We start from the raw sequence: 14,643 nt of genomic DNA, 5'->3' as shown, positions 1-14,643 counted from the left end.
TTTATAGCATTTAAAGGTCTTTTGCTCTTTTGTTAATAGAACAATTTTTTTAGTTGCCTTGCCATTAACTGCCCTTTAACCTTGGCTTAACCAATAGTATGGTATAACAATCTCACATTTGTGTTGTCAATTAAAAAACAACCAATTATGAAAATTAGTAAAAAAACCAATATCTGTAGGTTGGTAGTCTTGTGTGCATTTGGGTTTGTACTACATAACGTAACAGCCCAAAAAAGTATAAAAATACATAGGGCAACAGAAATTATTAAGATAGATGGAGAAGCTACAGAAGCAATATGGCAGCAACATTTAGTGGCAGGTAATTTTATACAAACCTTGCCAGAGGCCGGAAAATCATCTAAACAAAAAACAGATATAGCTATTTTATTTGATGATAGTTACTTGTATGTTTTAGGTGTTTTATATGTTGATGATAAAAATGAAATTAGCAGCCAATTAACGGCCAGAGATGATGTGGGTAATGCAGATGTTTTTGGCATACAAATAGATCCTTTTGGTGAGGCTAGAGAAGGTTACGATTTTTCTGTTACAGCTGCAGGTGTACAGTCCGACCAAAAAATAACACCAACCGATACTTACGCAAATTACAATGTTGTTTGGCAGAGTAAAGTAAAATTGTATGCTACTAAATGGATTGTAGAAATGAAAATACCATTTAATAGTATACGTTTTCCTAAAGAGGATTTAAGCAATTTTAAGATCAATTTTCAACGTATAACAAATGCTTTAAATGAAGATGCTTATTGGAACCCAATACGGTTAGATGTAGACGGATATTTAAATCAGCTAGGAAAATTAAATGGATTAAACAGTATAGTGCCACCGCTTAATTTGTCTTTTAATCCGTTTGTATCTGTAGTAACAGAAAAGAGTCCTACTGGTACTAAAAATATAACTTTTAATGGCGGTTTAGATGTAAAGTATGTGCACAAAAATGCATATACATTAGATGTTTCTCTTATTCCAGATTTTAGTCAGGCACCATCAGACGATCAAATTTTTAATCTATCTCCTTTTGAAGTAAAGTTTAATGAAAATAGACAGTTTTTTGTAGAAGGTACAGAGATTTTTGACAAAGGTGGTTATTTGTATACACGTAGAATAGGAGGTGCGCCAATATCTAAAGATAACATTCATTTACCTGAAGATGAAGAGGTTAAAGAAAACCCAGTTACATCTAACATTATTAACTTACTTAAGTTTACAGGTAAATCTAAAAACGGATTGTCTATTGGTGTTTTAAACGGAATTACTGCAGAGAGTGAAGCCGAAATTAAGAATATAAATACCAATACTACAAGAAAAGTTGTAACCAACCCACTAACCAATTACAATGCAATTGTTTTAGATAAAGCATTAAAAAACAACTCATCTTTAACTTTTATAAATAACTCTGTATTGCGCAGTGGCGCTATTTATGATGCTAACTTAACAGCACTTTTGTATCGTTATTACAATAAAAACAGAACCTACTCTATGTACTTTAAAAAGGCACTTTCTCAAAAATATTTTTCTAATACGGAAGACGAGTTTGGACACGAGTACTATGGTTATGCGGGTAAAGTTAGTGGCAAATGGCGAGGAGGAGCATCTATTAAATTACTAGATGATAAATTTGATTCTAATGATTTTGGATATTTGTCTAGAAACAATGAGCTGCGCTTTAAAGGGGATTTAAGTTATACCAATAATAAGCCTAAAAAAATATTTTCTAGATATCAAGTTTTTTTAGATCACCAGCAGAGGTACTATTACAGTTTAATGAAGCAAGAGCAAACGTATTATAAATTGGGCACCTATGGTGTGTTTAAAAAAAATAATCATACTTTTTTTGCTGAATTTAGATATTTAGCTAAAGGCAAAAACTTTTTTGAAGCACGTACAAAAGACAGACATTTTAATGTGCCAGCACAAGCAGAAACCTTTTTAGAATACCAAACAAATAGTAACAAAAACATTTCATTATCTGCATATATGGTTTTGGTTAAATATTACAATTCTGATGTGTTTACAAATGAGTTTATTACGGGCTATGGTCTGCGGGCAAGAGTTGGTCAGCACTTTTCTCTTTATTTTAGTCAGGCTTTAGAAGACAAACCAAACGGAGTAGGATTTATAAAAAATGAGGAAAATGATATTGTTTTTGGTAGTAGAAAAGTAAAAGAATTAAACAACGCAATTACTTTAAATTATGCTGTAAACTCTACCTTAAATGTAAATATGCGTTTGCGTCATTATTGGATTACAGTAGATTATAATAACCAATTTACACTAAAAAATAATGGTGATTTTATGACTAATAATTTTAGTATAAATCCAGATGATTATGATGATAATTTTAATCAGTTTAATATAGATGTTTTAGCCAAATGGCAGTTTGCACCAGCTAGTGAAGTTAGTTTAGCTTGCAAACTTGGGTCTAACTACTATAATGCAGCAGTAAACTCTAATTATGGTACAAATTTAAAACGTGTTTTAGAAGAAAATAATAGCACTACAGTATCATTAAAAATGACATATTTTTTAGATGCCAATATACTTAAAAAGAGACGTTAGTTGTAATAACTGTTAGCGTACTCTTTTACAGTTATACCTTTTAAATTGTAAACAATTAAATGTTTTAAAATTGTATCAGAATCATAAATATTAAAAAGATTGTCTGAAGAAAAAGCAATAGTCCCTACATTTAAAAAATATAACTCTGTAACCAGTTTAAGGTTTACATTAGGTAAAATTTGTCCTTTTTCTTTAGCATTTTTTAAAAGGTTATAAATGATTGTAAAAGCAAGCTCATGCCTAAAATTGTAAAAAGTAGTATGGGCTTTAGGGTAGTATTTTTTTAAACCAAAAATAAACGAGGGTTTAAAGTATCTTAGATACTCAAACCCTCGTTTGTATATTAGTATAATAGTAAGTATATCGTCATTTAAATTGTTTTTAACAATTTCATTAATATCCAATTTATAATCGTTTATTAAAGACGTAACACTTTTGTTCACTAAAGTTTCTTTGTTTTTAAAATGTACATAAATCGTTTTTTTAGAAATTCCTAGCGTTTTTGCTAACTCATCTAAAGTAATACGTTTGCTGCCAAATTTTGTAAAATTGGCTTTAGCACATTCTAAAAGCTCTTTTTTAGTGATCATTACTACTTATATTATTTCCAGCCGCCACCAAGAGCTTCATATAAATTTACAATACTTGTTAGTTGCTGTAATTTGCTATCAATAATATTAAGTTCTGCATTTAAAGCACTTTCTCTGGCAGTTAATAAATCTAGGTAATTTGCGTACCCATTTTTAAGTAACTCTTCAGAGTTTTGCTCTGCTCTACGTAAGGCTTCAACTTGTTTTAATCTGTACTCATATTTTTCAGTTTCTGCATTGTACGTATACAAAGCATTAGATACCTCAGAACCAGCAGTTAAAAGTGTCTTTTTAAATTGTAATAAAGACTGTTCTTGTTGTGCTAGCGCAACTTCTTTTTGTGTTTTTAGCTTACGCTGATTAAAAATAGGCTGCGTTAAACCACCAACAATATTTGCAAAAAGTGAGTTAGCGTCTAATAATTTATCTAACTCTAAACTTTGGTATCCCCCAGAAGCTGTTAATGTTAATGAAGGATAAAAACTACTTCTAGCAACATTTGTAAGCTCAAAAGAATTAATTAAACCATATTCTGCCGCCATAACATCTGGTCTGTTGCTAAGTAATGTAGCTGGTACACCAAGCGCTAAGTCGGTTTCTATTTTTTGTATGTCTAAACTACTTCTCTTAAAGCTTTGTGGTGCCTTACCTAATAATATACTTAACGTATTTTCTGTTCTAAAAATAGCAGCTTCAAGATCTACTTTTAAAGCTTTTGCACTATTGTATTGTGCTATGTTTTGGTCTACTGCAACTTGCGTTACATTACCAGCATCTTTTAAGGCTTTAATTGTTTCTACACTACTTTCTCTAGTCTTAATTGTTTCTTTAGTAATAGCTAATTGGGCATCTAAAGCCAATAAGTTATAATATGTATTTGCAATACTAGAAATAAGCTGTGTTTTTACAGCTTGGTGCCCAGCAACACTTTGCATATATGCAGCTTGTGTGGCTCTTTTATTGCTTCTTATTTTACCCCAAATATCAGCTTCCCAAGATAGGTTAGCAGTAATATCATACTGGTCTGTAGAAGTATTACTTAAAAAAGAACCAAACTGACTGTTTTTAGATAACTCTTGGTGAGTGTAATTAGGACCAATGCTTAATGTTGGAAAATACCCAGCCTTACCTTGTTTAGCATAAGCCTCTGCAGCTGCCAATTGTTGAATTGCAATTCTAATATCTAAATTGTTTTGCAAACCTTCTTGTATGTACTGCTCCAAATAATTGTCAGTAAACAAGTTTTTCCAAGACACATTTGCCATAGATATACTATCTGTAGGCAAATTGTCTGTTCTGTATAAGGCCTCGGTTTGTGGTAACTCTGGCCTATCATAATCCTTAGCAACAAAACAACTTTGTAGTGTAAAAGCAACAACTACTATAAGCGCTGTTTTGCTAATAAATTTATATTTTATTGTAGATTTCATAGTTTTTATTCTTCTGTAGTTTGAATTGCTGGTTTACCTGAAACTTTTTCTTGTAACCATTGAAATAAAATAAACAGTATTGGAATAACAAATACCCCTAATATGGTACCAATTAACATACCACCAGCGGCACCTGTACCAATAGAGTTGTTACCTTCTGCACCAACACCTTTTGCTAATGCTAATGGCATTAAACCTAAAATAAAGGCAAAAGAAGTCATTAAAATTGGTCTTAAACGAGATTTAGCACCATCTATAGCAGCATCTACAATAGATTCTCCTGCTCTTCTACGTTGCAGTGCAAACTCTACAATTAATATGGCATTTTTAGCAAGTAAACCAATAAGCATAATTAATGCAATTTGGAAGTAAATGTTATTCTCTAAGCCTAAAAACTTAGTACTTATATAAGCTCCAAATACACCAAATGGTAATGATAATACTACTGCAAATGGTAGTAAGTAACTCTCATACTGTGCACTTAATAAAAAGTAAACAAATAAAATACTTAGTATAAATATGAATGTGGTTTGACTACCAGCATTTACTTCTTCACGTGTTAAACCAGAATAAGCAACTGTATAATTACTAGGTAATTTAGCAACTTCCTCTTCTATAATTCTAATAGCATCACCTGTACTAAAACCTTCGTTTGTAGCACCTGTTATTTTTGTAGAATTAAATAAGTTAAAACGAGTTACAGATTGTGGACCATACACACGCTCTAAGTTTACAAACTGTGTAATAGGCGTCATTTCACCAGCATCTGTTCTAACATACATACTGTTTAAATCATCTACACTAGCTCTGTCATCTGGCAAGGCCTGTATGTATACTCTAAATTGTTTACCAAATCTAGAAAAATCTGATGCGTACACACCACCAATATAACCCTGTAAAGTAGAGAAAATACTGCTAACAGATACTCCTTTTTCTTTAGCTAGTGGTACATTAATATCCATCTCATACTGTGGGTAACTTGTATTAAATGAAGATTGTGCATACTTAATTTCGGGGTGAGACATTAAAGCCATTGCAAACTCTTTGTTTGTTTTGTCTAATTCTGTAAACTCACCTCCAAATTTATCTAATAAGTTAACTTCAAAACCAGCAGAGTTACCAAAACCACGTATACTTGGTGGTGAGAAGAAAATAATATTTGCTTCTGGCATTGTAGATGCAATACCAAATAACTTACCTGTTATGGCCTGTACAGATGTAGAAGGATCCTCACGCTCTGTCCAATCTTTTAATTTAATAATACCAAAACCGTAGTTGGTACCAGCACCACTAATTAAACTTCGACCTTTAATAAAGTTAACACCAGCAATACCTTCTATACCGTTTATTTTAGAGTATAAATCTTTAGAAACAGCATCGGTTCTATCTAAAGAAGAACCCGCAGGTAATTCTATATTAGCAAAAATAATACCTCTATCTTCATCTGGTACAAAACCAGTTGGTGTTGTTTGTGATGCCCAGTAGATACCCACACCTGCAATTATTAATAACAATACAGAAACAAATTTTCTTTTGTATAAAAATTGAAGTGATTTACCATACCTGTCTATAGTGGCATTAAAACCACGGTTAAATAAAGTATAAAAACGTTGTAATGGACTTTTGCCTTTTAATTCTTCATCATGTTTATGCTCTTTTAATAATAAAGCACATAAAGCCGGACTTAATGTTAATGCGTTTACTGCAGAAATTAAAATGGCAATAATTAAAGTAACTCCAAATTGCTCATAAAAAACACCAGTAGGCCCCGTAATAAATGTTACCGGAATAAATACAGCTGCCATTACTAATGTAATAGATATAATGGCTCCAGAAATCTCGTTCATTGCAATAAGTGTAGCCTTTTTAGGATTTTTAACTCCTTCATCCATTTTAGCATGGACGGCTTCTACCACAACAATAGCATCATCTACCACAATACCAATAGCTAATACTAATGCAAATAATGTTAGTAGATTTATAGAATACCCAAATACACTTAAGAAAAAGAAGGTACCAATAATAGATACAGGTACTGCAATTGCTGGTATTAAAGTAGATCTAAAATCTTGTAAAAAGATAAATACAACTAAGAAAACTAATAAAAAGGCTTCAACAAGTGTACTAATTACTTTTTCTATTGATGCGTTTAAGAATAAACTTGTATCATAAGGAACAAATATATTTAAACCTTCTGGCAAGTCTTTTTCTACAGATGCTAAAGTGGTTTTTATGTTTTCTATAATTTCTTGTGCATTAGAACCTTTTGTTTGAAAAATACCCATAAAAACTGCTGGGTTTCCTAAACTCATTGCGTTAGAAGAGTAAGATTGTGCATCTAACTCTATTGTAGCAACATCATTTAAACGTAAAAATTCTCCGTTACCTAATGCTTTTATAATAATATCTCCGTATTGCTTTTGTTCTTTAAAACGTCCGCTATAGGTTAAAGTATATGAAAATGCTTCTCCATTATTTTCACCTAAAGAACCAGCAGCTGCTTCTAAGTTTTGTTCTGCTAAAGCAGCAGAAATATCTGAAGGTATTAAATTATATGCTGCTAATTTTTCTGGTTTTAACCAAATACGCATAGCATAATCTTGCTGAGAAAATACAGATACATCACCAACCCCACTAATACGTTGCATTGCAGGTATAACGTTTATTTTTAAGTAGTTCTGAATAAATGTTGCATCATAATCTTCATTTTCAGAATACATAGATATAAACATTAAAGCACTAGTCTCTTGCTTTTGCGTAGTTACCCCAGTTTGTATTACCTCTTGTGGTAATAAAGGGTTGGCTCTTGCTACACGGTTTTGTACGTTTACAGCTGCAATATCTGCATCTATTTCTTGATCAAAATAAACTGTAATTTCGGCAGTACCGTTGTTAGATGCTGTAGAGGTAATATAACTCATACCTTCTACACCATTAATTTGCTCCTCTATAGGTATAATTACACTCTCTAATACCGTTTCTGCATTGGCTCCTGTATATGATGCCGACACCTTAATTGTTGGTGGAGCAATATCTGGATATTCTTCTATTGGTAAACTTGTTATACTTATAACACCAAGTACAACAATGATAATAGATATTACTGTTGAAAGAACGGGTCTTTCAATAAATGTTTTTAACATAACTAAATAAGTTTAGATTTTTTTAGTTTTTAAATAAGGTAGCTATAGGTTTTATGGCATCATCAAAAGAAGTTTCTTGAGGAGTTATTACCACACCATTTTTTAATTTACCTACACCAGTTGTAACAATTTTGTCTTTAGGATCTAAACCAGATTCTACAACATATAAATTATCTACAGTAGATTTTATTTTAATAATAGATGTAGATACTTTATTATCTTCTCCTACTTTAAATATCATTACATTACCTTGTTGCTCATATGTTGCTTGTTGTGGTACAACAATAGCATTTTCAAACGTATTAGGTATTTGTATTTTACCACTGTTACCATTTGTTATTAAACGGTTAGGGTTGTTAAATATAGCTCTTAAACTTACGGTACCAGTACTTGGGTTTATTTGTCCTGTACTAGTTTGTATTTTACCTTTTTCAGAGTATGTACTACCATTTGCTAAAATTAGACTTACCTCTGGGTAATTTGCTAATTTTTCATTTAAAGTTTTACCTTCTGCCTTTTCTAAAAAGTCTAAATATTGTGTTTCATTTAAGCTAAAAAATGCATACACTTTGCTAATATCACTAACTGTAGTAAGTGGAGTAGGGTCACTTGGAGAAATTAAAGCACCTTCTCTAAAATTAATAGCACCAACGTAACCATCTACAGGGCTTTTAATTGTAGCGTAACCAATATTAGCACTTACACTGCTGTAATTAGCTTTAGCCTGTGCTAAATTAGCTTTTGCAGTTTCTAACTGAACTTCACTAATAATATTTTTTTCTACTAGTGGTATTAATTTGTTAACCTCTACCTGTGCTACATTAATACGTGCTTTTGCTGCACTAGCATCCTGACTTAAAGATTGTGTTTCTAATCTAAATAAAACCTGACCTTTACGTACTTTTTGTCCTTCATCTACTAAAACTTTTTGAATGTAACCAGATGTTTTTGCTCTAACATCACTATTTACAATACCCTCTATTGTTGTAGGGTATTCTGCATAACTTGTTACTGTTTTAGGTTGTAATTGTGCAACCGGGAAAGGTGCTGGTGGTGCCTGTGGTGCTTGTTGTTCTTGCTTGCTTCCACAGCTCACAATGACAAGGAATGCTGCCATTGGAATTATAATTCTACTAATAGTTCTCTTTTTCATCTTTATTCTGTCTTTATAGGTTAATGTTGTCCACGTTTAGTTTTGAGATGGACGTAATTGCTTGGTTTAAAAATTGTATGTAATTGTTATGAAATGTTAAATCAAATTTTTCTTCTTCTGTAGTGGTTTCTAAATCATTAATCTCTTTTTTATAATCTCTAACTTCTTGATGTAGTTCTTTTTCTACTTCCCATTTCTGTATCATATTAGAAATATGACTTTTTATTTTATTGGAAGTAATTACATAGTATTTTTTACGATCACCAGTTTTAGTAAAATATTCTATCTCTTTTATGTCTGTTAAATAGTTTAACTGCGTTGATATGGTACTTTTACTAGCACATAATAGTGATACTAAATCTTCAAAAGTTGTCCCTATTTTTCCTGTTAGGATAATATAAGCAAGCACTCTAGAAGCTATAGGAGAATATCCGTTGTTAGATTCTATGTGTACTCCTAGTTTTTCTACTAGTGTACTTTTTTTGCTGCACATATTCTTCTTCATTTGCAATACCTTTTTTTAATTAGTATTTGTTTTTATTTTCTTTTTATGTTTAAAAAGAAGCGACAAAGATATAATTGGTTCGGTTAGTTCAGAACTAATCGAAGTTAATTAATTGTTAAAGGAAATATTTTATTTATATAGTTTAAAATCAGCTGTTTAAATTGTGTTTTTAATAAATTTCAACCACTATTTTTGTTAATTTTATGAAGATAAAAACACTTGTTTTTTTATATATTAACCCTTGTATATGCAAAAAAAAATCGCATAAAGAGTAAGGTGCTCTACATGCGATTTAAAACTAGGTAAAAAAATACGACGATATAAGATAACTTATACCGCCGTATTAAATGAACTAAAAATCTAACTACTAATAACCAGGATTCTGATCTGCTTGTGTCAATTCAGAATTCTTCTCTATTTCTGTTTCTGGAATAGGGAATAAATCATTTTTAGATGTATAACCTGTTCCTGCTAATTCTGTTGCAGCTTTACCCCAACGAACTAAATCCCAAAAACGTTGTCCTTCATGAGCTAATTCTAAAAACTTTTCGTTAACAATAGCTTCAAACAAATCGTCTCCAGCTAAAGATGCATCTACATCTGGTAAACCAGCTCTGTTTCTAACCTTGTTAAGTTCTGTTCTTGCCTCAGCGTCTTTATTATCTTTATTATAAGCTTCAGCAGCTAATAATAACATTTCTGCATAACGGTATAACCTATAGTTAGTACCATAGTTTAATTCTTTAACACCATCAGCACTTGTATCTTCTTCTTTTGTAGCATATTTTATTCTAATACCACCTTCATAGTCCCAAATACTTCCGCCAGTTGCAGCGCTTTCATCTACACTACCGCCAGCAGCAATTAGTTCTTCTTCTGTCATTACAGTAGCTAGTTTACGGTCTGTATCACCAGCAGCATCAAAAGCATTTAAAAGTTTAGCAGTTGGTAAGTTAAAGCCCCAACCATTAATTAAACCAACAGGAGATACATCAAAAATACCATCACCACGTGGCCCCATTAACTGTATGTGTATGTTGTTTTCATTTCTTCCGCCCCAAGCAAAGTTACCCCAGTCTCTTCCGGTTGTAGAAATAAAACCAATTTCAAATAAGGATTCTTTTCCAAACTCGTGGTTAATACTCCAAGCATCTTCTGGGTTATCTTCTAAGTCATGCGCTGGATTAGAAATTACAGCTTCAAAAAACGGAATAGCTTCTCCGTATAATCCTTCAAAAACCAATACTTTACCCATTAATGCCTGTGCAGCACCTTTAGAAACTCTAAAGTCTTCTGTTAAAGCAGTTTTGTCTGGTAAACCAGCAATAGCATCTGTTAAGTCTGCTTTTACTTGTGTGTAAATATCTGCTCTAGGAGATTTAGCAATTCCAAACTCATCTGCTGTAGATGGTATTGTTAATCTTAAAGGAACATCACCAAACATTGTAGTAAGCTCAAAATAAGACCAAGCTCTTAAAAATTTAGCTTCAGCTAATGCTAACTCTTTATTACTTAAGTCACTTTCTTTAATGTTTTCTATAACTAAGTTTGATAAAGAAATTGTTCTGTAAAACAAGTTCCAAACACTTTCTATAGATTGGTTAGATGTAGATACGTTTGCATAATCATCTATATCTTGTAATTGTGGTTGATCTCCACTGTTACCACCGGCAGCATTCATATCATCACCAGGTAATTGTTTTACTAAAAATGCACTGTGCCAGTCTACAGAGTAGGTGTGTTGCATTAAATCATAAATACCAATTATGGCTGCATCTACGTTTTCCTCTTCAAGAAAAAATGTTTCCAAATCTTCTCCGTCTTCTCGCGGATTTGTTGTAAAATCCTCACTACATGCAGTAACTCCTCCAATAAAAAGGATAGTTACCATTGCGATTATAATTTTTTTCATAATACTATATCTATTTATTAAAAGTCTAATGATAAGCCAAATACTGTTTTAGCAGCTGTTGGATAAAAACCTCTGTCTACACCAATAGAATTAAAGCTAAAGTTTCCAATTTCTGGATCTAAGCCTTTGTAGTCTGTAAAGGTAAAGTAGTCATCTAAAGATACATAAACTCTTAAATTGTTTATTTTTAGTCTCTCTGCAATTTTCTTTGGTAATGTATAACCAACTTGTATTTGCTTAATTCTCATATAAGAACCATCTTCTACCATTAAATCTGTATCATAAGAATCTATTACATTGGCAGCACCAGGAAATGTAGCTACATCACCAGGTTGAGTCCATCTTTCATTATAAAAATGAACAGGCTTGTTAGTAATAGGTCTAGATGGTTGGTGGTAAGTAGCAAAAATATCGTTACCAATTGTACCCTGAAACTGTAAGTTAAAATCAAACGCCTTATAACCTAAAGCAATGTTACCACCAAATAATACATCTGGGTGAGGAGAACCTACTTTTACTTTATCTGCGTTGTTTACAATAGTATCTCCGTTAGTATCTACCTTAATTACTTCACCGGTAGCTGGGTCTATACCATCTGTTTTATAACCATAGAAATACCAAGATGGCTGACCTTCTGTAAAACGAGTAACACCATCTGGATTTTGTTGTGCACCAGCACCAATAATAGAAGCACCTTCTGGAACAAATAATATTTCTGTTACTTCATTTTTTAAGGTAGATAAGTTAGCGTTAAAATCATATCTAAATCCGTCGCTAGTTGTATCTCCGTAACCAAGTTCAAATTCCCAACCTTTATTTTCTATAGTACCAGCATTAAACTCGTTAGATTGAAAACCAGCAGAACCAGGTGTAATTAAACCTCCATTATTAACAATGGCATCTTTTGTGGTTTTTTTGTAGTAATCTACAGAGAAATTTAATCTGTTTTCAAAAGCTCTAAAATCTGCACCAAAATCTAATTGCTCAGAAGTTTCCCAAACTAAGTTAGGGTTAGAGTATCCAGAGATTTGTGCACCTGTTTGTCCTTCATAATTAATATCTACACCATTAATAGCTCTAATAACATACGTTTTATCTGCATTACCTATTAAGTTGCTTCTACTACCATTTTGTCCCCAACTAGCTCTTAATTTTGCGTAGTTTAGTTTAGAGTCTTCTTTCCAGAAATCTTCTTTAGATAATACCCAACCGGCAGAAAAAGCAGGGAATGTACCAGCCTTGTTTGCATCTGGGAATTTATCTGATTTATCTCTTCTTATAGAAGTTTCAAATAAGTATTTGCCAGCAAAATCATAAGATAACCTACCATACATAGACACCATATTATCTGGAGCAGGTAAAATATCTTTAACTTCTACCGTATAACCAGGTAAGTCTAAATCAAAACCAGTAAACTGGTCTATATCTACAGAGCCGTTTCTAGATAAAACAGTTTCAAACCTTGTTTGTTCTGCAGAGTAACCAGCTAAAAGAGTAAAGTTATGATCGTTTAAAGATTTTGTATACGATGCAAAGTTTTCCCATAACCATTTTTTAGTTTCATACTTAGTTTGTGATGTGGTATACTTAGTATTAGCTGCCTCAGAAGAAACATAGTAAGGAATTACATTATTTCTAACCTCTGTTTTTCCGTTTTCATACCCAAATCTAGATGTAAATGAAAAGCCTTCAAATAAGTTAAATTTTAAGTATGCAGACCCTAAAAATTGATCTGTATCTGTTATGGTTTTATTAATATCATTAGCAAAAGCTACAGGGTTTATAACCTCACCTGTAGAGTAGCTTGGGTAACCATAAACTCTACCATTGCTAGAAGTTAATAAAGGAACGCCATTATCTGCAGACCTATCTATAACAGATTGTGGTACTTGACCATCTGCATAGTAAACCGGAGTTAATGGATCTATAATTAACATATTTTGTATAACACCTCTGGTATCATTATTTTCTTGAATACCGTTTTTGTCTGTAATAGAGTAAGTAGCATTTATACCAGCTTCTAACCACTCTGTAATATCTGCCTTAATATTGGCTCTAAAAGTAGAACGCTCAAAAGAAGAATTACCTTTACCAACAATACCATCTTGGTTTAAGTTAGATGCAGACATATAGTATGATAATTTTTCTGTAGCTCCAGAAAGGTTAATATCATTTCTAAACATTAAAGCGTTGTTAAATGTTTCGTCTATCCAATCTGTATCATAACCATTTAAAGCAACATTAGCTTGCCCGGCTTCGTTCATATACTGTACAAACTGCTCGGCGTTCATTAACTCCATATCTGTTTTTACAGATTGTATAGCTAGTTGCGAGTTAAATCCAACTTTTAAGCCACCTTGTTTACCTCTTTTAGTAGTAATAATTACAACACCGTTTGCACCTTCTGTACCATAAATAGCGGCAGAAGCAGCATCTTTTAAAATTTCTAGATTAGCAATATCACCTGGAGCAATATCTACTATAGAAGAAGTTTTCATACCATCTACAATATACAAAGGATCTGAGTTACCACTTGATCCAGCACCTCTAATTCTAATTTTAGCTCCAGAACCTGGTGCACCAGAAGAAGAAGAAACCGTAACACCAGAAGTTCTACCTTGTAAAACTTGCTCTACCCTTTGGCCAGATGTACTTTTTATATCTTCACTATCTATACTAGAAATGGCACCTGTTACCAAGCTCTTTTTCTTAGAACCGTAACCAACAATTACAACCTCGTCTAAGGCTTGTGCATCTTCTTGCATAGTTACATTTATGGTAGTTTTACTGCCAACAGTTATAGTTTGTGGCACCATACCAATGTAAGTAAAGTCTAATTTGTCTGTAGATTTAACGTTGTCAATGGTATAATTTCCATCAAAATCTGTACTGGTCCCATTAGTGGTTCCAGATACAATAACGGTAACACCACCTAATGGTATACCGGCTTGGTCTGTAACAAGACCGCTAACAGTCTTTGTTTGCGCAAATGCTGTTTGTGTAATAATAATTACAAGTGTAGCAATCACGTGTTTTAACCTTATTATCATATTAAAAAGTTTAAGTTAGTAAAATAGTTTTTTTGTTAGTTTATTAAGTAAGTTTTGCTTTATTAGTTTGTCATAAATTTTCCTTTCTTTTTTATGTGTTGTTAGTAATTATTTGTGAGTGTTTTTATTTGATTAATCTTGTTAAAATATAGAAACTAGAATATATACATTATAATAAATATGAGCAGTGCAATTATTGCAGCTATTAAGCCTATTTCTACAAGGCGTCTCATTTTTGAATAGTTAATTTTCATATTACCAAATATACCTACAGATGTAAATT

Annotated in this window: 8 protein-coding genes; 1 reads left to right on the top strand and 7 read right to left on the bottom strand. The window is 32.2% G+C overall.

What is annotated here, in order from left to right:
* Positions 1–147 precede the first annotated feature (147 nt).
* A complete protein-coding gene (locus JM80_RS15100) occupies positions 148–2,577 on the top strand; it encodes a DUF5916 domain-containing protein (RefSeq protein WP_144710881.1) in 2,430 nt (809 codons plus the stop codon).
* Here JM80_RS15100 and JM80_RS15095 read toward each other — a convergent pair.
* From JM80_RS15095 to JM80_RS15065, 7 genes are all read right to left on the bottom strand, one after another.
* Positions 2,574–3,167, bottom strand: a complete 594-nt coding sequence (locus JM80_RS15095; RefSeq protein ID WP_013621908.1) for a TetR/AcrR family transcriptional regulator — start codon at positions 3,165–3,167, stop codon at positions 2,574–2,576. The two genes, JM80_RS15100 and JM80_RS15095, sit on opposite strands and share 4 nt — an antisense overlap.
* Positions 3,168–3,178: 11 nt before the next feature.
* Positions 3,179–4,597 carry an efflux transporter outer membrane subunit gene (locus JM80_RS15090; protein ID WP_013621909.1) on the bottom strand — a complete coding sequence of 473 codons (1,419 nt, stop codon included), beginning with the start codon at positions 4,595–4,597 and terminating at the stop codon, positions 3,179–3,181.
* Positions 4,598–4,602: 5 nt separating this feature from the next.
* Positions 4,603–7,740, bottom strand: coding sequence for an efflux RND transporter permease subunit (locus JM80_RS15085; RefSeq protein ID WP_038506289.1), 3,138 nt, complete (start codon positions 7,738–7,740; stop codon positions 4,603–4,605).
* Between the two features lie 22 nt (positions 7,741–7,762).
* Positions 7,763–8,893, bottom strand: coding sequence for an efflux RND transporter periplasmic adaptor subunit (locus tag JM80_RS15080; RefSeq protein ID WP_013621911.1), 1,131 nt, complete (start codon positions 8,891–8,893; stop codon positions 7,763–7,765).
* Between the two features lie 13 nt (positions 8,894–8,906).
* Complete coding sequence (locus JM80_RS15075) at positions 8,907–9,398, bottom strand: GbsR/MarR family transcriptional regulator (protein ID WP_013621912.1); 492 nt, start codon at positions 9,396–9,398, stop codon at positions 8,907–8,909.
* 367 nt (positions 9,399–9,765) lie between these two features.
* On the bottom strand, positions 9,766–11,310 hold the full coding sequence (locus JM80_RS15070) for a RagB/SusD family nutrient uptake outer membrane protein (protein WP_013621913.1): 1,545 nt from the start codon (positions 11,308–11,310) through the stop codon (positions 9,766–9,768).
* 17 nt (positions 11,311–11,327) lie between these two features.
* Positions 11,328–14,360 (bottom strand): TonB-dependent receptor, encoded by a 3,033-nt coding sequence (locus JM80_RS15065; protein WP_144710879.1) that lies wholly within the window; start codon positions 14,358–14,360, stop codon positions 11,328–11,330.
* Positions 14,361–14,643 lie beyond the last annotated feature (283 nt).

Origin of the sequence: Cellulophaga sp. RHA_52 (genome assembly GCF_007827205.1) — a bacterium.
Classification (GTDB): domain Bacteria; phylum Bacteroidota; class Bacteroidia; order Flavobacteriales; family Flavobacteriaceae; genus Cellulophaga; species Cellulophaga lytica.
This window is presented reverse-complemented; position numbering and strand designations above follow the sequence as displayed.

Bases quoted from the DNA above. Each gene is read 5' to 3' on its own strand.
- JM80_RS15095 (WP_013621908.1), bottom strand. From the start codon at position 3,167: ATGATCACTAAAAAAGAGCTTTTAGAATGTGCTAAAGCCAATTTTACA.
- JM80_RS15100 (WP_144710881.1), top strand. From the start codon at position 148: ATGAAAATTAGTAAAAAAACCAATATCTGTAGGTTGGTAGTCTTGTGT.
- JM80_RS15085 (WP_038506289.1), bottom strand. From the start codon at position 7,740: ATGTTAAAAACATTTATTGAAAGACCCGTTCTTTCAACAGTAATATCT.
- JM80_RS15075 (WP_013621912.1), bottom strand. From the start codon at position 9,398: ATGAAGAAGAATATGTGCAGCAAAAAAAGTACACTAGTAGAAAAACTA.
- JM80_RS15090 (WP_013621909.1), bottom strand. From the start codon at position 4,597: ATGAAATCTACAATAAAATATAAATTTATTAGCAAAACAGCGCTTATA.
- JM80_RS15070 (WP_013621913.1), bottom strand. From the start codon at position 11,310: ATGAAAAAAATTATAATCGCAATGGTAACTATCCTTTTTATTGGAGGA.
- JM80_RS15065 (WP_144710879.1), bottom strand. From the start codon at position 14,360: ATGATAATAAGGTTAAAACACGTGATTGCTACACTTGTAATTATTATT.
- JM80_RS15080 (WP_013621911.1), bottom strand. From the start codon at position 8,893: ATGAAAAAGAGAACTATTAGTAGAATTATAATTCCAATGGCAGCATTC.